Raw genomic sequence first — 19,089 nt, 5'->3', positions numbered from 1 at the left:
TTTAAAAACTGATGTGCTCACAAAGAGATCATGAAAACAATAAAAAAACTCTTGATAGCATTTCAAGAGTAAAAACATTTGGTGCGACTTACAAGAATCGAACTTGTGACACAGCGCTTAGGAGGCACTTGCTCTATCCACTGAGCTAAAGCCGCATTACAACCTAAACTACAATATCATATTTTTGATACAGTCGCGTTGCAACACTTTGTGGAACAAATCCTTTAAGATCACCACCATAACGGGCTATCTCACGTGCTACACTTGAAGATATGTATGAATACTTAGGCGATGCAACCAAAAACAAAGTCTCAATCGTTTCATTTAAAACACGATTTGAAGTCGCTAATTGTAATTCATTTTCATAATCCATGACTGCACGAATTCCTCTAATAAGAATTGGACACGCTTGTTTTTCCGCAAAATCAATTGTGAGTCCTTCACCAATTACAACCTCAACATTAGAAAGATGGCTTAAGCACTCATGAGCCATTTCTAAACGTTCTGACATCGTAAACGTTCCAGATTTTTTTTCATTTACCATAATAGCAACAACAACGTGATCAAACATTTTTGCACAACGCTCGATTAAATCAATATGACCTGTTGTGATGGGATCAAAAGATCCTGGATACATAACCTTCATAGACATACCTCACTTAGGTCTATTATAACGTATTTCGATTTTATAAAAAAGCCAAAAGCGGACAGACTTTTAACTTTTTTAGGATGGATCCTTGTTTCGTGAAAAGATACTGAAAGCATTGTGATGAAAACAGAAAAAAACACATCTGGGAGTGATGTGTTTTTCTAAGATCCATCGTCAGTATTATTGGAGGAATACTTAATTTATATAATTTTGAGGAAATAGATTATCTATGAGCGATGGTCTAAAGGACAAGTTTTTTAGATAGGTGAACTATCTATAAACTTATTATACCTTCCAAATGAAAAATGTCAACACTTTTTACAAAGAATATGTAAATTATACATTCAATGAAAGAATTTACATTGATAGCACTGTTTTCGTTTCTTCATACGCCTCTTTTAATTGTTCTTCTGTCGGTTCCCATTGGTACGCAAATTTACGTTCCACAATACCACCAGCATCCACAATTTCTTGTTCCCAATTTTCAATCCAAACACCTTCGCCCCAATCATATGAACCAAAAAGAACGATACGTTTTCCCGAAAGCATCGGAAGCAGTTCATCAAAAAACGGTCTGAACTCATATTCTTCAACATTCTCGTCATTCATAGCAGGCGATCCTAAAAATAATACATCTGCGTCAATAACGGATTCAGCCGTTACATCTGATACAAAATCATTACTGCCTTCAATGCCCAAATCTTCAACTGCTTCGAATATTGAATCCGCAATCATTTGCGTATTCCCTGAAGCTGAATAATACACGATATTTATTTTCATAATAACCTCCATCGTAATTACTTACTATTATAAAATAAAAAATGTTAGTTTACACTAACATTTTTAGATTTAAGCATCGCCAAGTACTTTTTTAACTTCCGCAATGACAGCTTCACCGTTCATAGTACCGTATGCACGCATATCGATAACTTCAATTGGTTTTTCTGGTAATTGTTTTTGAACTGTACTTAAATTGAAACGAACTTGAGGTCCTAGTAGGATGATGTCTGCATCAGCACCAACACGTGCGGCTTCACTTACAGCGTGAGCTGATATTTCTACGTCATATCCTTGTGCAGCAGCGGCTTCTTGCATTTTTGTAACAAGGATACTTGTTGACATACCTGCTGAACATAATAAAATAATTTTTCTCATAATATCCTCCTCGATATGAAACTATTATAACAACAAAGGCAAATAGTGTCTATAAGAAAGCGTTAACATTTCTAATCATTTCTTCCCAGTAAGGATTCCCATTATGTTTCTTGAAATCGCTTTACCTAACTCATTCCCGATAGTACTCATCGTTCGATTCATTCCTTTTTCAATTGGTGTCTGACGATGTCTTGTTGTGGTCTTCTTACGATTTTGTAATTTTTCTTTTTCTTTTTCCAATTTTTGTTTCTCTTTCTCGAATGCGAGACGTTCTTTTTCAAGTTCTAAATTCACTTTTTCCTGCTCCTCTTCAATCCCTGCTTGAGTCATTTTTTCTGCTAGTGACTCATACGCTGAAAATCGATCAATCGATTCCATATATTTTTGATTAAAACTACTGTTATGAATCATTGACATTCGCATGCTTGCATCCACTTCAGCCATAAGACTTTGCGGCGGCAACACGAAAGCACGTTCCGCAATTTGTGGTGTTCCCTTTTCATCAAGCGTTGAAATAATCGCTTCTCCCGTACCCAGTTCCATAATCGCTGTCTCAGTATTGAAATTCGGATTAGTTCTAAAACTTTGAGCTGCAGCTCTTACCTGTTTTTGTTCCCCAGGCGTGTATGCACGAAGTGCATGTTGGATTCGGTTCCCAAGCTGACTTAAAACGCGATCTGGGATGTCTGAAGGACTTTGGGAGATAAAATACACACCCACTCCTTTTGAACGAATCAACTTAACAACAAGTTCAATTCGATCCACTAACGCTTTCGGAACGTCCTTAAACAGAAGATGCGCTTCATCAAAGAAGAACACCATCTTTGGTTTCTCTACGTCCCCAACTTCAGGTAATGTTTCAAAAAGTTCCGATAACATCCAAAGTAAAAAGGTTGCGTAAAGGGTTGGTTGGCGGAACAACTCAACACTATGAAGAACATTAATCATACCGCGTCCATTTGAATCCGTACAAATCCAATCTTGGATATCTAAAGCAGGTTCACCAAAGAAAATATCTGCACCTTGTTCTTCCAAAAAAACAACTTTACGAACAACTGCGCCTATTGTCTGTGTAGACATTAAACCATATTGCGCAGCAAGTTCCTTATTGTTTTGGTAAACATAGTCCAACATCGCTTTTAAATCCTTAATATCCAGCAACAACAAGCCTTGTGTATCCGCAATTTTAAAAACTAAAGATAACACACTCGCTTGCGTTTCATTAAGATCCATAAGTTTTGAAAGCATAATAGGACCCATTTCAGAAATCGTAGTACGAACGGGAATACCACCCTTACCGTAAATATCCCAAAACGTTACAGGAAACCCTTTATATTCAAATCCATCCACGCCAAACTTTTCAACACGGCTGGATACATTAGGGTTATCAACTCCTGCGGAGGCAAGTCCGGACACATCACCTTTAATATCCGCTAAAAACGTAGGAACACCTAAGTCACTCAATGCTTCCGTTAAAACTTTCAACGTAACCGTCTTACCAGTACCTGTAGCACCCGTAATCAATCCATGACGATTTAACATCTGCGGTAAAATATACACTGGTGCTTCGCCCTGTGCAATCCATATTTTATTTTCTTTTAACATGATGATCTCCTCATTTTATGTTTACATCTAACTAATTGCATTGTACCATGTGCCTAAAAATAAAAAAAGAGCCACAGCTCTTATTGAATTTTCTTGTGAATGTCAATAAGCTCTGTAGCCATAATTTTTAATACTTCTGCGCTCATCATTTGATCTTCCGCATGAATCAACAACAAGTTCACTTGTGTTGCGCCATTTTGAGCTTCTTGTTGAATTAATTGTGCATGAACACGATGTCCCTCAACAAATTGTTCTTCACCTTCAGCCATAAGCTGTTCTGCACGTTCGAAGTCGCCCTCTTTCGCTGCCTGAATTGCTTCCACAAAACATGAACGAGCCGACCCGTTAAATGAAATCATTTGAAAACTAAGTAATTCTAAACCTTCCATGATATTCTCCTTTATGTACATTGTCATTATATCAAATTCATTTTCAAAATGGTAGCCTAATAAACTGAAATAATATTTCATTCATTTCCTTTAAATAAAGGACATAAACCCCTTACAATCTAAATATCATTTGAAATGTTTTTTCTATATATTTCAAAATGCATCCATCGACTGTATGGATTAATTGTGATAAACTGAGATTATAAAAAAAAACACCAACTGGTGTAAATGTTATGGTGCCGGCTAGAGGACTTGAACCCCCAACCTACTGATTACGATTCAGTTGCTCTACCAATTGAGCTAAGCCGGCGTGATTAAATTGTACATCTCATTTACATCCAAATCAAGACCCTAGGAGAAAAAATATGAAATTATATGTAAAACAACACGTACTGTCGATTCGTGATCGATTTGATGTCAAAGACGAATATGGCACAACCCTATATTCAGTGCATGGCTCAATTTTAACCATTGGTCGTAAATTCACAATTACGGATGCAACCCAAACACCTGTTGCGACCGTAAAACACAAGCCCTTCCATTTTTTATCTCAATACATCATCAGCACTGCCGATCACAATGTTCTTTTAAAAAGGGATTTGTCATTATTTAAAATGAAATTCTCGCTTAAACACCTTGACTGGAAACTCAGCGGTGATTATCTTGGACATCGTTACAACATTACTTCGCACAACAAAACACTGATGACGCTGTCCAAGAAATGGTTTAGTTGGGGCGACAGTTATGAATTGAATATTCACGATGACAACAATGCCTTGCTATGCCTTTGTATAACCATTGCGATTGATGCGGAACTTGCGAATTCAAGACGTGCTGCTCAAACTGCACAAAGCTCAAACACATAAAAAGAACGGAAGCTTCCGTTCTTTTTTCTTAACTCTCTTTACATACATTACCTGTAACTTCAATTTCAAGTTCCTTAAACCCAGATAACTCACCTTTGGTTCGTGTTAATTGATGATGTTCAAGTTCAATGATCACAATTTCCGCAGTTGACTTTACGGTACACCCCAAAGCAACATGACCACCGAGAACTTTAAATTCCAAGTCACTGATGGACGCATGAATATGGTGACCCCCTTGAGAAACCGTTCCAACGCACGAAACAATTTCATAGGGTCCCTGTAATTGAATTTCTTTTTTATTATGACCTTTACGAAAGACAACACTGGATAAACTTCCAACGCATGTCCCTATATATCCTGATGTAATTTGAAATTTCTTACAGTAAGCATCAATTCCTTGCAATAAATCATCACCAGGCATTAACCGAATTACATGTTCTTTCATATTCCCACCGTCCTTATTTCTTATTCTACTTGTTTTCACGCAAAGTCTCAAATAGATTCTATTTCAATTTTCTTCACAAAAAATTCACCCGGGAAATATTATGAAATAATTGAGAGTCCCGAAGCATCAAAATAGTAAATATCCTCAAAAACTTCTTGGATAAGCGTTCGGTCATGTGTTACGGAAATGATCGCGCCTTGATACTCGTTGAGTAAGTTATAAATAACCCCTACACTCAAAGGACTTAAATTACGAGTAGGCTCATCAAGAATGATGACTTTAGGATTTTTAAGAACAAGTTTTAATAATGACACTTTTGCTTTTTGGCCACCAGACAACAGATGCATTGGTGTATTCATTTCAATCTCTGTGAACTTTAAACTACCGAGGTGGTTTGTAATGCTACCACGTTCATCTCGAGACCCTTCTACAACACAATTTTCAATCGGCGTAAGATTATAGTCAAGATTAAGTTCATAGGATTGATGCATGACACCAACTTCATGAGTATCAAAGGATTTCACAATTTCATGCAGCAAGGTTGTTTTTCCGATGCCATTACGTCCGACAATCGCAATCCGATCACGACTGTAAACCGTGAGTTGTAGATTATGCGCTAACACTGTTTCCCCGCACTTCAATTCAACCTCATGGAAATCCAAAATTTTTTTATGATGAACTTTTTCTTGATCATCAAAGGAAAGCTTAATCGCCCCTTCGAAATCTCGTTTTTCAGGTAAAACATCCCGTTCAAATCGTCGTTCCATTGATTTAATATTATGCATTTTTTTCTTCAACAGGCGTCCCTTCGCAGGATCTTGTCGCGTTTGCGTGCGCTGACGATGTTCTACTTTTTGATATAACTTAAGCCAACGCTCTTCTTGTTTTTGTTTTTCCTTTTGTCGCATCTTTAGATCGTGGTTGTGTTTTTGAATATGACTTAGAAAATCTTCAGAATACGCTTGGTATGTTCCCTCATACACAGTCACACGAGAACGTGTTTTACGATGGGTTTGTTCAAGATGAACAATACGATTCGCACATGTTTGTAAAAGCATAATATCATGCGATACAAAGATGATTGGAATGGTTTGCGACAGCATCCAAGCTTCAAGCCAGATCAGTGTATCCAAGTCTAAGTCATTGCTGGGTTCATCAAGAAGATAACAATCACACGGATGAACCATCAACTTCAATAACTGCAGACGTACACGTTCACCACCACTATATGTCCGCATTGGACGATTTAAATCTTCAAGTTCAAAATGGGGCAATAATTCCTTTAAAAGTCGTGAGACACTACCATAAAGGTCCCATTGCTCGTTAATGATGTAAGGCAATGCATCCAATTCAAGCTCATCCTGAGTCATTTCTTGATTTAGATATCCAAATACAACAGAATGACTGCTTATTGTTTTCGTTACATAGAGATTTTTAAGTGATGCATCTTGAGCGAGGGCTTTAATTGTTAAACTCTTACCATTTCCCTCTTCTCCAATTAATGCAACACGATCATTTTGATTTAAAGACATAGAAAAAGGCGCGATAAGCTCGCGCCCTGCTTCTGTCTTAATATTAAGACTAAAATTAAACATGACAAAACTTCCTCCTATTTTATGATTAATGATTTAGAAAGAATTTCTGTCCATGTTCCCACCGCCTTATGAGTGATACTATAACCAAAAATAAAGGCACTGTCAACTCCACCACTCATAGACCAAGTATTTCACCGATAAGTTCAATTAAAGATTGTTCATCCGTAACAACAGTACCCTTAAGTTTAATAAGACCTACAGTGTATAGATTTACATAAGAAAATTGTGATTCCGCAACATCACGCAAAGCATTGATTTTCTCAACATTATTTGCGCCTTGCTGGCGACTGTCGGTATAGAGACCGATTATTGGAATGTTTGCTTGATATGCAACACCAACCTCGGATGCAACACCTGCATCAATGGTTTGTCCATCCAAAACCGCAATAACAAGATCTGACTTCAAAAGCGCATCAGTATCTGCTTTCGCAATCATCATTGAATTCGCATAACTGTTTTTATCGTTAATTTCTATCTGTTCCTGTGGAAGGTATACTTCCAAGTTTGGATAAGCAGATCGAATTTGCGAAACAACTTCCGCATTATAACGAAACTCCATATGTGTAAACAACGGACTTGCAAAATAAATTTTCTTCATAATATCCCCCTTTAGTGTTCGTCTGAAGTATGCAACTTCACAGCTGAAAACATATTACGTGCAATGTTAACGCCATGATCTCCAATACGTTCAAGAATACCTAAAATATCAATGTAAATGGAACTTGTAACCTTCGCATCACAAATTCCCTCCGCCATACGTTGGAAGTGTTTTTCACGATACTTTTCCTCGATAAGATCCATATACTCCTCATCACGGCATAATGAATCAAATCCCGATAAATCTTCACGCTCAAATATTTTCGTAGAACGCTTCAACATATCCATTAGGAGTTGATACATGGTATCCAAATCACGAAGTGCATCTTCGGAAAATGACTCACGATTCTCAAAACTCATTTTGTAGAACTCTACTAAATTGGTTGAGAGATCACTCATGCGCTCGTAATTTTTTATAATTTCTAAGTTTTTCGTATATTCTTCTGTAATATGACCTGAAACATCTGTCTGTTTCGCAATCTCAAGTAAATACTTTGTAAGATCTGTATCCAGACTGTTAACCATTTCCTCAAGTTGCATCACCACATCATAATCTTCCATATCACGTGAATGTAGGAATTGATTTGATGTTTCCACGGATTCTAAAACCAAATCGGCCATTTTAACGATTGTTTTACGTGCTAATTGAAGCGCACCTTCTGGGAATGTTCCAATTAAACCGTAATCAAGGGGTTTAATTTTCTCACGTTCTTTGATTTTATCTTCTCCTGGGATTAAAAACTCCATGAGTCGTATAAATGCAGGTACAAAAGGTATAATCACAATCGCAAAAATAAGATTAAAGAAGAAATGGTTCAGTCCTACCGCAAATGCCGGTGAACCGCCAATTAATTCATTAACACTTACAATAAATGCAGAGTATGGCTCAATTAATATCATAACAATAATTGCACCTGTAAAGTTAAAAATTACATGAAACCATCCAGCACGTCGTGTTGATACAGAACCACCAATGGATGCAAGTACTGCTGTAAGTGTCGTCCCGATATTTGATCCGAATACAAAGGCTGAAGCAGCCACCATCGACATACCACCATTTGCATAAATTTTTTGTACAAGCGCTATGACAGCCATTGAAGAGTTAATAACAGCCGTAGCAATCGTACCTGCAAAAAGAGCAAGCCAAGGACTTTGAGACATTTTAAGCATAAACGCTTCAAAGAATGGGTATTCTTGAATCAAAATAAGCTTATCACTCATAAGCTTTAGACCCACAAACGTAATTCCAAAACCAAATAAAATTTGTCCAATATTTTTATACTTTTTCCGTTTTGAAAATGCTATGATCATTGCACCTACAAATAAAAAGTAAAAACCTAATTCATCAACATTTAAACCAATCATTAATGCCGTGACTGTTGTTCCAACGTTTGCACCAATTGAAATACCAATTGCTTGATCCAAACGCATCAATCCTGCACGTACTAAACTAATTGAGATAACTGTCGCAGCAGTACTGGATTGCATGATTGCGGTAATCGCAACCCCAACCAAAATTGCCATAACGGTATTACTCGTGTATTTTTCAATATAATCTCGTATTTTAGGCCCTGCGGCTTCTTTTAATCCTTCTCCAAGGAACTTAATCCCAAGAATAAAAAGGCCGAATCCACCTAGAATGACATTAATACCCAAATCCGAAAATGACGGATTTTGAGTTGCCAAGAATAAACTATTCATTCTTTCCTCCATAAAAAAATTTAGACCATCACCATAATATCACAATATCATTCAAGCATGGTACATATTTCTTTAAAAGAATGAAAAGAAAAAACTGAAACTTTAAGGTTTCAGTTTTTTAATTAGTTATTTGATTTTAGAATTACTTCTTCTCGATTTTCATGAACACCAACTGCGGAATGCACATAACGTGAAACATTAACACCATGATCCCCAATACGTTCTAAGATACCGAGAACATCAATGAAGATGGAACTTGCAACCTTTTCATCACAAATGCCTTCCGCCATACGTTGGAAGTGTTTCTCACGGTATTTATCCTCAATCAAGTCTAAATACTCCTCATCACGAATTAAAGCCTCAAAACGTGTTAAATCCTCAGTATCAAAGATTTTAAGAGAACGACGCATCATATCCATCAAGAGTTTATACATCGTATCCAAATCATGTAATGCATCTTCCGAGAAATTCTCACGGTTTTCAAAAACCATGCGATAGAATTCAACGAGATTTGTTGATAAATCACTCATGCGTTCGTAATTTTTAATGACTTCTAAATATTTTGTATACGTATCCGCAATATGTGAATCTGAATTACTATGTTTCATAATTTCCAACAAGTATTCCGTTAACTCCGTATCCAACTGATTTACCATACCCTCAAGTTGCATTACAATTTCATAATCTTCATCATCTTTTGAATGAAGGTAGGCATGCGATGCATCAACCGCTTCGAGCACTAAATCTCCCATCTTGGTTGTACGTGCCTTCGCTAATTGAAGGGCACCTTCTGGATAAGTATGAATAATTTCACGATCAAGAGGTTTCAGTTTTTCTCTGCTTCTAATTTTGTCTTCCCCAGGTATTAAGATCTTAAGAAGACGAATAAAGGCAGGAACAAACGGAATTACAAGAATCGCAAAGAAGAGATTAAAAACGAAATGCGCAATTCCTACTGCCATCGCATCCGTACCACCCATGAATGCATTAATTTTTAAGATAAACTGCGAATAAGGTGTTACAAACAGCATCATCAAGACTGCACCAATGACATTAAACATTGTATGGAACAAACCTGCACGACGTGTTGCAATGGAACCACCCATTGACGCAAATAGTGCCGTTACCGTTGTACCAATATTGGAACCAAACACAAATGCTGTCGCAGCCACCATTGACATACCACCATTACCATATATCTTTTGAACTACCGCAATTGTTGCGGAAGATGAGTTAATGATTCCTGTAAGCACCGTACCACCCAACATCGCAAACCATGGATGATCGGATAACTGAACCATTAATGCTTCAAAAAATGGCATCTGTTGTATCAACATAAGTTTTTCACTCATAATCTGTAACCCAACAAACGTTAAACCAAATGCAAGAACAACTTGACCGTAGTTCTTGATATCACGACGTGATGCAAATAAGACCATCATCGCACCGATAAACAAGAAAAAATAACCCATTTCATCAATATTCAAACCCACAATAATCGCTGTAACTGTTGTCCCAATATTTGCACCCAACGAAATCCCGATTGCTTGATCTAAACGCATTAATCCCGCACGAACAAGCGAAATCGATATAACCGTTGCAGCAGAGCTTGATTGCATAATCCCTGTAATCAAAGCCCCTACTAAAATCGCAGAAAAAAGGTTGCTCGTATATTTATCAATATAATCGCGCATGCGATTTCCCGCAACTTTTTTAAAGCCATCCCCTAATAAATTAATTCCCAACATAAACAAGCCGAATCCACCTAAAATAACGTGAATTCCTAAATCCATAATAGACTGTGATTGTGCAGCCAATAATTGCATAGTATGCCTCCATTTATAAAATTCGACCATCCACATAATACCACGTGAAAAAACGGTGAATATGAAATTAAATTAACATTTCTATTTTTAAGACACCAAACATACAAAATTCCATTCTAAAATAGACTTAACGACGCTTCATATGCAAGATTGGAAATGGACGTCCTGCTTCATCAAACTCCGAGCGTTCAAATACCTCAAACCCTAAATGCTCATAAAATCCTCGTGCTTGATAATTTTGTTCATTCACATCCACTCGATCAACTGCGTATTCTGCTATTGCATACTTAATTAGACGTGAACCGACTCCTTTCCCGCGTGCTGAGGCATCCAGAAAAAGCATTTCAACTTTATGATCTAAAACACCCATAAAGCCAGTAATCGTATCATAATCTTCATATACAACAACCGCATCCATTGAAGCAAATGCCGTATGAACTTCTGGTCGCATCGCATCAATCATTTCTTCCGTAACAAAATCATGCGTATCACGCACAGACTGTTCCCATACGTCCACAAGACGCATCACATCATCTCTATGTATATCAATCGTTCGAATCATATAATCACCTCTTACCCTTATTATAGCGGTTAAGGCGCGATTGAGACGGACATTTTAACGAGAGTTCTGTGTATTCTTAAGATAAACACGTTTATAACATAAAAAAAACATGACCGAAGTCATGTGTTAATTGATATATGGTGGAGCTTAACGGGATCGAACCGTTGACCTCCTGCGTGCAAGGCAGGCGCTCTCCCAGCTGAGCTAAAACCCCAAAATATTGTGTCAAGTTAAAATGGTGGGCCTGAATGGATTCGAACCAGCGACCTCACCCTTATCAGGGGTGCGCTCTAACCAACTGAGCTACAGGCCCATTTCCTTGACTGCCTTAATAATATACCACCCAAAACATAGCGTGTCAATAAGATTTTCAAACAATTATCACTTTTTAAAGCTATGTTCTTTTACATCACCATACACACAAAAAATAACATAAAATTAGAACTAAAACACCTGCTTTCGCTCAAATAGATCGTATTCTCATCACACTCAAATATGAAACAAGAAGTGGGAACATAAGCTATTGTTTCAGAGACTGCAAAAGATCATCTATTCTAGAATCTGATCTAGGATTACGACCACTTCATTTTCGGTTAGACGTACATAAATAAAAACGCTTATATCGAGTATGTAATCTCAGTATAAGCGTTTATGAATATATAAATTGGTGGAGCTTAACGGGATCGAACCGTTGACCTCCTGCGTGCAAGGCAGGCGCTCTCCCAGCTGAGCTAAAACCCCAAAATTTAAATAAAAGAAATGGTGGGCCTGAATGGATTCGAACCAGCGACCTCACCCTTATCAGGGGTGCGCTCTAACCAACTGAGCTACAGGCCCATTTCTTAACTGCCTTAATAATATACCACTCTCAAACACCCGTGTCAACACGAAATGGACCAAAACAAACAAATAAAAAAAATAAATCAAAAACGTGATTTTACTGACGCATTCTATCCTCAAAACATAAAAAAAAGCATCCAAGGATGCTTTAAATAAAGACTATTAATCACGAATGTATGCGTTGAACATCCATAAGTTCTTGCCAAGATCTTGTGATACTGCAGTAAAGTAGTCTGCTGTTCCAGGATCATTTGCTGCTTCAGCAAGTTCAACCAAGCGTAATGCGGAACGATTCATGTGTTCAAAATCAACAATAAGGTGTTCAAATCCTTCTTTTGCTGTTTTCCATGATTGATCCAACTCTTTAATTGAAGTCATTTTAAGAACTTCTGCTAAGTTCCCAACAGGTTTTGATCCGATTGTTAGAAGGCGTTCTGCAACTTCATCAATACGTTCTTCTGCTTCTTCATAATATGTATCCATTTGTTCATGTACCGGGAAGAATCCTTCACCTTTTAAGAACCAGTGGATATTATGAATTTTCATACCCAAAACAATTTGATCCGCTAAAAATACATTCATTTCTTCATACAAGTTATTCATCTCAAAATCCTCCTATAGATATAGTATAACGCTGATACCACCGTATTTGCAATGAAATGACCGTGATAATCTTGTAACAAATCATCACATAATTGAAGTTGAAGACATCCCTAATACGATATATAAAAAAAACGACATTCAATGTCGTTTGTTATTTGAAATTTGGTGGAGCTTAACGGGATCGAACCGTTGACCTCCTGCGTGCAAGGCAGGCGCTCTCCCAGCTGAGCTAAAACCCCATGTATTTCGTGTATTTATAATATCATAGGAATCTAAAAAAAACAATAGCTAATTAAGCAATATAGTATATATTTTAAATATTCTAACACCTCGTTATTCAGGCCCCACGAAGGGTAAACAGCACAGTATACAGTTAGAGATGCAAAGAAGGGCAAACACGGCTTAAATCGGCGTATATAGGCTTACTGAGACAACATTATGTTAATAGAATCTATCGCCGAAAACTGAATGAATAATAAAAAAACCATTCAATGAATGGCTATTAATTTTAAATTGGTGGAGCTTAACGGGATCGAACCGTTGACCTCCTGCGTGCAAGGCAGGCGCTCTCCCAGCTGAGCTAAAACCCCAATAATTTATTTAAAGAAATGGTGGGCCTGAATGGATTCGAACCAGCGACCTCACCCTTATCAGGGGTGCGCTCTAACCAACTGAGCTACAGGCCCATTTCTTAACTGCCATAACAATATATCATCTATGAATAAGGGTGTCAATTGATATTTGTGAAATAGTGAAATTTCATTAAAAAAGCTTCTTTAAGGTGATTTTAGAGCCACACAAGTACAAAAAAACTCCCACCGAAGTGAGAGTTTCCAAAATTGAAAATCTTTGAGATTAACGTTTTGAGAATTGAGGTGCACGACGAGCGCCGCGTAACCCTGGTTTTTTACGTTCTTTAGCACGTGGATCACGTGTAACGAATCCAGCTGCTTTTAACAATGGACGGTAATCTACTGATGCTTCCATTAAAGCACGAGTAATACCATGACGGATTGCTCCGGCTTGACCTGTTAAACCGCCACCCTTAACATTAACATTTACGTCAAATGTATCTTGAGTTGAAGTAACTTCAAATGGTGAACGAACTGTCATACGTAATAGTTCTGAAGGCAAATGCTCTTCAATTGGTTTGTGATTAATTGTAATCACACCTGTTCCAGGAGTTAAATAAACACGAGCAACAGATGTCTTACGACGTCCTGTACCTAGGTATTGTACAGCGTTTTTGTTTTTTGTTGTCATATATTCTCCTATCCCTTAATAACCATTTCCACAGGTTGTTGTGCTGTGTGTGGGTGGTTTTCGCCCTTGTATACAAATAAGTGTGTACGTTGTTTATCGCCTAAACGTGTATGTGGTAACATACCATGAATAGCTCTTTCAACCCATTCGATTGTATATGTTTCGCGCATTGTACGTGTTGAACGTTCTCTCATACCACCTGGGTAGTGTGAGTGATTGTAGTACATTTTCTTATATTCTTGATCTCCACTGACTTTAATTTTGTCAGCGTTGATTACGATAACGTAATCTCCACCATCAACGTTAGGTGTGTATGAAGGTTTGTGTTTACCACGTAATACATGTGCAACTTCACTCGCAAGACGACCTAATGTCATGTTTGTTCCGTCGACGATGTACCATTGGCGTACAACCTCTGCTGGTTTCGTCATAGTTGTTTGACGCATAATAATTTCCTCCTAAACCAAAAGTAGTTTCCGGGGCTACTATTGGCATAAAGTGCCGATTACTATTGTATGCTTTTTATAGGCTCATGTCAAGAAAACAAACTTTATTTATAGTTAACTTTCTTTAAGTATAAACCACACGCATCAATATTGTAGGAAATACTGTTTTTATCAGCCGCTTTAAGCATCTGGGCGATCTCATGAGCGTCACATTTACCACTTCCACATGCAACACATGTCGCAACAATCATGCGAACCATATAACGCAGAAATCCATCACCTATTATCACAAAATTAAGGTGATCATCCGATACGATTAAATCGAAATTGGTAATCGTTCGGACCTGATTTTCAATTTCATCAAGACCGGTTGCATTGAAAGACGTGAAATCATGAGTACCAACAAAAGATTCCATCGCATCGCGAATTGCTTGAAGGTCTAAGGCCTTATTGTATTGATAGACATAATTCCGTTCAAAAAGATTGTAGGCTCCCATATTAAGTCGATATTCATAGGTTTTTGATACGACATCAAAGCGCGCATGAAAATTTGGTTCAACCGGATGGATGTCTGTTATCACTATATCATTGGGTAAAAGTGTATTAAGTGCACGAAATAATTGCTTTTCATCCATATCCACAACATTATCAAAATGAAATACCTGCCCTAGAGCATGAACCCCTGCATCTGTACGCCCTGAACCACTAATATGAATGGGTTCTTTATTAATTCTTGTTAGTACCGATTCAATCTCTGTTTGAACACAACGACCAAAAGGTTGTTTTTGCCAGCCTTTGAACATAGATCCATCATATTGAACCGTTGCTTTAAATCGCATCATAAACGACCCAATCCAATCACTACAATCAAGACTGCAACACAAAGAAACAACATAAACCAATCCGAAAATCTAATTTTCAGTTGTTTATAACGTGTTCTTGTTTTACCGGGATAATAACCACGCGCTTCCATGGCATCGGCTAAATCTTCAGCACGATGGTAAATTGAAACAAATAAAGGAATTAACATCGATATGGCACCATTAATTTTTTCTTTAAATGATCCTTCTTTTAAATCGACACCGCGGCTTGCTTGCGCATCCATAATTCGTTGTGTGTCTTCTATAAGCGTTGGAATAAAACGAAGTGCAATTGAAATCATCATTGCAATTTCATGAGAAGGGACACCAATTTTTTTCAGTGGATTTAATAAGTCCTCGATACCAAGCGTTAGATCCAGCGGTGCGGTTGTAGCTGTAAGCAGCGTTGTAACCATAATCATTAGAACTAATCGCGTTACAATAAATGCAGTTTGGTAGAGGGCACCGCTGTATATTTTAAAGAAAGCAAATTGAACTAATAAAGTCCCCTCACGAATTAAAAACATATTCATGACAAATAGGAAGACCAGCATAAATAACATGGGCTTTATGGATTTAAGGATAAACTTAAAGGTTAATTTTGAAGCAAGGATTGCGCATACGAAAAAAAAGAAAAGGAACACGTTTGCCCAAACATTTTTCACCATAAAAATAGACACCATAAGGACAAGCATCGCAATAATCTTAATGCGCGGATCTAATTTATGTATTTTTGAGTCAAGTGGGACATAACGACCTAATGCAATATCGTTCATTTTAAATCCCTCTCAATCAATTTAGCGATATCATCAAGTTCCAAAGATTGGGCTGAGTTAAAGCCATTCTTTTGAAGTAATTGCTTCAACTGTAGGATTTTTGGTGCTACAAATCCCAATGATTCAAGTTTATTTGAATCATCAAAGAAATCCTGAACGGGTCCATCGTAAAAGACACTCCCTTGATTAAGCACTAAAACATTATCCGCATATCGTAGAACATGATCCATATCATGGGTTACCATAATAACCGTTTTCTTCATTTCTTGGTTTAGACGAACAAACAAATCCATCATATCTTTACTCCCTTGAGGATCAAGACCCGCTGTGGGCTCATCAAGAACAATTACATCCGGATTAGTAGCGAGAACACCTGCAATTGCAACGCGGCGTTTTTGCCCTCCTGAGAGATCAAGCGGTGATCGTTTCCATATATCAGGATGAATCCCTACAAGATTTAAAGACTGCGATACATTTTCTTGAATTTGTTCTTCATTAAAGCCAAAATTCTTAGGACCAAAAGCCACATCTTTGTATATTGTCTCTTCAAAAAGTTGCATTTCAGGAAATTGAAATACCAAACCGACTTTTGAGCGTAATTGCTTCAAATTTCGTGTCTTATCGTTTGCTTTGATTTTATGATCTAAAATAGTTACCACACCCCTTGTGGGTTGAATGAGCCCATTCAAGTGTTGGACCAAAGTGGACTTACCACTTCCGGTTGCTCCAATAACGGCCGTAATTTTTCCAGTTTCAATTGTAGTGCTAACATCCGTCAACGCATGATGAGAAAAGGGAGAATTAGGAGCATAAACATAACTTACATTTTCGAACGTAATTGACATAATTCTTCCACCATCCCTTCTAAATCATATGGCGTTGTTAACTCGACACCACATGCCTTCATTGCTTGAAAAAATTTAAGACTAAAAGGAATATCCAGCGATAATGCCACTAAACGTTCTGCATGAACTAATATTTCTTCAGGTGTTCCTTGCATCTCAATTTTACCTTCATTCATTACAATTACATAATCACTCATCGTGACTTCTTCAATGTCGTGGGTAATCGATAAAATACTCATTTTATTCTCAGTATGCAATTCATGAACAAGATCATTCACTTCTTTTCGACCTTTTGGATCAAGCATACTTGTCGCTTCATCTAAAACCAGCAACTCAGGTTGCATAGCTAAAACACCTGCAATTGCTACACGTTGTTTTTGTCCCCCACTTAATTTTGTAGGCTCATGATTTAAAAAATCTTCCATGCCGACACGTTTTGAATATGTCTGAATCAATGCGTCCATTTTATCGGGGTCAATCATGCGGTTTTCCAAACCAAATGCGATGTCATCTCGAACCGTTGAACCAATAAATTGGTTGTCGGGATTTTGAAATACGATGGCGATTTTTTCTCGGATATCGTAAACATTCTCTGGATTTAATCGCAATTCATCAATTTCGATGGTTCCTGCATTACTTTCAAGTAACCCAATTATAAGTTTTGCAAGTGTTGATTTACCACTTCCATTATGACCAATTACGGTTACATAATCGCCCTTTTTAACATTAAAAGATACGTTGTCGACAGCTTTTCTTGTCCCATCGTAAGAAAACGTCAACCCATTAACTGCTAACTGTTTCAACTCTAATCACTCCAAACTAGCGCTTTGTATTTAACTCTGAAATCGCAATAATTAACTCTGTAGCTTTAGCCATTGTTTCCACGACCGCAAACTCATGTTTACCATGGAAATTCTCACCACCCGTAAAGAGATTTGGTGTTGGTAATCCCATATAGGAAAGACGGGATCCATCCGTGCCACCGCGTACTGGTGCAATAATAGGTTCCACATCAATCGAAACCATAGCATTTTTAGCCAATTCCACAATGCTCATGTCTTTTTCAATAATGTTTTTCATATTGTAGTAAGTATCTGTCGTTTTTACGGATACACATTCATAGCCATATTTCTCATTAAGTTTGGATGCAATGGTGTCTAGCGTTGCTTTACGGTTTGTAAATAGATCCATATCGTGATCACGAATAATAAATGACATCGTTGCATCTTCAATATTGGAATTCATTTCAGTTAATAAATAGAATCCTTCATAACCCTCAGTATGTTCAGGTCGTTCTTGAACTGGTAACATGGCAAAGAATTCATGTGCTACCACAGAAGCATTAACCATTGTGTCTTTCGCAGATCCTGGATGTACTGAAACACCCTTCACCGTAACGATTGATTCAGCCGCATTAAAGGTTTCATATTCCATTTCCCCTAAAGCACCACCATCAACTGTATACGCAAAATCAGCACCAAATGCTTCTACATCAAAACTCTCAGCTCCTGTACCGATTTCTTCATCAATCGTAAATGCAATACGAATATCACCGTGTTTTACTTCTGGATGCTCAACAAGATATTCCATCGCAGTCATGATTTCAGTTACTCCGGCTTTGTTATCCGCACCCAGTAATGTCGTACCATCGGTAACAATTAATGTTTGACCAACATAATCTTTAAGTGATGGAAACATCGATACTTTTGAAATGATATTAAGTTCTTCATTAAGAACAATATCTGAACCATCGTAATTTTCAATAACACGTGGCTTAACATTTTCGGAATTAAAATCCGCTGTATCCATATGTGCAATAAATCCAATGGTAGGCACATCACTGTCAATGTTTGATGGACATAGAGCTGTCACAATTCCAAACTCATCCATGTGAACTTTTTCAAGACCGATTTGAATACACTCATTATAAAGAACTTCAGCTAAATCAAATTGGTTTTTCGAGGATGGAATCGTCTTTGACGCCGCATCGGAACGGGTATTAATTTTTGTATAACGAACAAGTCGTTCTATTAGTGTCTTTTTCATTGTTTACCTCACCTTTTTAT

The 19,089-nt window shown here is 37.4% G+C and carries 19 protein-coding genes, 9 tRNA genes and 1 pseudogene; 1 reads left to right on the top strand and 28 read right to left on the bottom strand.

Going from position 1 to position 19,089, the window contains the following annotated elements:
• Positions 1-79: 79 nt before the first annotated feature.
• The 7 genes from EL194_RS03440 to EL194_RS03410 all read right to left on the bottom strand — a co-directional run bounded on the left by EL194_RS03440 (position 80) and on the right by EL194_RS03410 (position 4,108).
• Positions 80-155: transfer RNA gene (locus EL194_RS03440), tRNA-Arg, on the bottom strand.
• Between the two features lie 8 nt (positions 156-163).
• Positions 164-646, bottom strand: coding sequence for a pantetheine-phosphate adenylyltransferase (gene coaD / locus EL194_RS03435; RefSeq protein ID WP_003775287.1), 483 nt, complete (start codon positions 644-646; stop codon positions 164-166).
• Positions 647-1,006: 360 nt separating this feature from the next.
• Positions 1,007-1,429 (bottom strand): flavodoxin domain-containing protein, encoded by a 423-nt coding sequence (locus EL194_RS03430; protein ID WP_016357287.1) that lies wholly within the window; start codon positions 1,427-1,429, stop codon positions 1,007-1,009.
• Between the two features lie 69 nt (positions 1,430-1,498).
• Complete coding sequence (locus EL194_RS03425) at positions 1,499-1,804, bottom strand: PTS sugar transporter subunit IIB (protein WP_003775282.1); 306 nt, start codon at positions 1,802-1,804, stop codon at positions 1,499-1,501.
• Between the two features lie 75 nt (positions 1,805-1,879).
• Positions 1,880-3,409, bottom strand: a complete 1,530-nt coding sequence (locus EL194_RS03420; protein WP_003775280.1) for a helicase HerA-like domain-containing protein — start codon at positions 3,407-3,409, stop codon at positions 1,880-1,882.
• Positions 3,410-3,489: 80 nt separating this feature from the next.
• Positions 3,490-3,798, bottom strand: coding sequence for a PTS lactose/cellobiose transporter subunit IIA (locus EL194_RS03415; protein WP_013853133.1), 309 nt, complete (start codon positions 3,796-3,798; stop codon positions 3,490-3,492).
• Positions 3,799-4,032: 234 nt separating this feature from the next.
• Positions 4,033-4,108 (bottom strand) — tRNA-Thr (locus EL194_RS03410).
• A gap of 52 nt (positions 4,109-4,160) precedes the next feature.
• Between EL194_RS03410 and EL194_RS03405 the strand changes: the two are divergent.
• A pseudogene (locus EL194_RS03405) lies at positions 4,161-4,664 on the top strand (LURP-one-related/scramblase family protein); the annotation flags it as partial.
• Between the two features lie 28 nt (positions 4,665-4,692).
• On the opposite strand, the gene EL194_RS03400 reads toward EL194_RS03405, so the two are convergent.
• From EL194_RS03400 to pepT, 21 genes are all read right to left on the bottom strand, one after another.
• Entirely contained in the window at positions 4,693-5,109 is a 417-nt protein-coding gene (locus EL194_RS03400) for a PPC domain-containing DNA-binding protein (RefSeq protein WP_013853134.1), read from the bottom strand.
• A 98-nt stretch (positions 5,110-5,207) separates the two neighbouring features.
• Positions 5,208-6,704, bottom strand: a complete 1,497-nt coding sequence (locus EL194_RS03395; RefSeq protein ID WP_003775271.1) for an ATP-binding cassette domain-containing protein — start codon at positions 6,702-6,704, stop codon at positions 5,208-5,210.
• A gap of 115 nt (positions 6,705-6,819) precedes the next feature.
• Complete coding sequence (locus EL194_RS03390; protein ID WP_003775269.1) at positions 6,820-7,302, bottom strand: nucleoside 2-deoxyribosyltransferase; 483 nt, start codon at positions 7,300-7,302, stop codon at positions 6,820-6,822.
• A gap of 11 nt (positions 7,303-7,313) precedes the next feature.
• Positions 7,314-9,002, bottom strand: a complete 1,689-nt coding sequence (locus EL194_RS03385) for a Na/Pi cotransporter family protein (RefSeq protein WP_013853137.1) — start codon at positions 9,000-9,002, stop codon at positions 7,314-7,316.
• A 122-nt stretch (positions 9,003-9,124) separates the two neighbouring features.
• Positions 9,125-10,828, bottom strand: a complete 1,704-nt coding sequence (locus EL194_RS03380; protein ID WP_034886753.1) for a Na/Pi cotransporter family protein — start codon at positions 10,826-10,828, stop codon at positions 9,125-9,127.
• A gap of 127 nt (positions 10,829-10,955) precedes the next feature.
• Positions 10,956-11,390, bottom strand: coding sequence for a GNAT family N-acetyltransferase (locus EL194_RS03375; protein WP_003775263.1), 435 nt, complete (start codon positions 11,388-11,390; stop codon positions 10,956-10,958).
• A 138-nt stretch (positions 11,391-11,528) separates the two neighbouring features.
• Positions 11,529-11,604 (bottom strand) — tRNA-Ala (locus tag EL194_RS03370).
• 22 nt (positions 11,605-11,626) lie between these two features.
• Positions 11,627-11,703, bottom strand: a tRNA-Ile gene (locus tag EL194_RS03365).
• Between the two features lie 352 nt (positions 11,704-12,055).
• Positions 12,056-12,131, bottom strand: a tRNA-Ala gene (locus tag EL194_RS03360).
• A 19-nt stretch (positions 12,132-12,150) separates the two neighbouring features.
• Positions 12,151-12,227, bottom strand: a tRNA-Ile gene (locus EL194_RS03355).
• Positions 12,228-12,392: 165 nt separating this feature from the next.
• Complete coding sequence (locus EL194_RS03350) at positions 12,393-12,833, bottom strand: Dps family protein (RefSeq protein WP_003775262.1); 441 nt, start codon at positions 12,831-12,833, stop codon at positions 12,393-12,395.
• A gap of 163 nt (positions 12,834-12,996) precedes the next feature.
• Positions 12,997-13,072 (bottom strand) — tRNA-Ala (locus EL194_RS03345).
• Positions 13,073-13,347: 275 nt separating this feature from the next.
• A tRNA-Ala gene (locus tag EL194_RS03340) sits at positions 13,348-13,423 on the bottom strand.
• 19 nt (positions 13,424-13,442) lie between these two features.
• Positions 13,443-13,519 (bottom strand) — tRNA-Ile (locus EL194_RS03335).
• Between the two features lie 169 nt (positions 13,520-13,688).
• Positions 13,689-14,096 carry a 30S ribosomal protein S9 gene (gene rpsI, locus EL194_RS03330; protein WP_003775261.1) on the bottom strand — a complete coding sequence of 136 codons (408 nt, stop codon included), beginning with the start codon at positions 14,094-14,096 and terminating at the stop codon, positions 13,689-13,691.
• A gap of 8 nt (positions 14,097-14,104) precedes the next feature.
• Positions 14,105-14,542: a 50S ribosomal protein L13 gene (gene rplM / locus EL194_RS03325; RefSeq protein WP_003775260.1), complete on the bottom strand. Its 438-nt coding sequence runs from the start codon at positions 14,540-14,542 to the stop codon at positions 14,105-14,107.
• A gap of 104 nt (positions 14,543-14,646) precedes the next feature.
• Positions 14,647-15,384: a tRNA pseudouridine(38-40) synthase TruA gene (gene truA / locus EL194_RS03320; RefSeq protein ID WP_003775259.1), complete on the bottom strand. Its 738-nt coding sequence runs from the start codon at positions 15,382-15,384 to the stop codon at positions 14,647-14,649.
• Complete coding sequence (locus EL194_RS03315; protein WP_003775258.1) at positions 15,381-16,178, bottom strand: energy-coupling factor transporter transmembrane component T family protein; 798 nt, start codon at positions 16,176-16,178, stop codon at positions 15,381-15,383. Before EL194_RS03315 ends, truA begins: the two co-directional genes overlap by 4 nt.
• Complete coding sequence (locus tag EL194_RS03310; RefSeq protein ID WP_003775257.1) at positions 16,175-17,023, bottom strand: energy-coupling factor transporter ATPase; 849 nt, start codon at positions 17,021-17,023, stop codon at positions 16,175-16,177. The genes EL194_RS03315 and EL194_RS03310 overlap by 4 nt, the downstream gene beginning before the upstream one ends.
• Entirely contained in the window at positions 16,999-17,826 is an 828-nt protein-coding gene (locus EL194_RS03305) for an energy-coupling factor transporter ATPase (protein ID WP_003775256.1), read from the bottom strand. Before EL194_RS03305 ends, EL194_RS03310 begins: the two co-directional genes overlap by 25 nt.
• A gap of 16 nt (positions 17,827-17,842) precedes the next feature.
• Complete coding sequence (pepT, locus tag EL194_RS03300) at positions 17,843-19,069, bottom strand: peptidase T (RefSeq protein ID WP_003775255.1); 1,227 nt, start codon at positions 19,067-19,069, stop codon at positions 17,843-17,845.
• Between the last annotated feature and the right edge of the window lie 20 nt (positions 19,070-19,089).

Origin of the sequence: Erysipelothrix rhusiopathiae (genome assembly GCF_900637845.1) — a bacterium.
Classification (GTDB): domain Bacteria; phylum Bacillota_I; class Bacilli_A; order Erysipelotrichales; family Erysipelotrichaceae; genus Erysipelothrix; species Erysipelothrix rhusiopathiae.
Note: the sequence above shows the minus strand (reverse complement) of the source record. Positions and strands in the feature narration are given on the sequence as shown.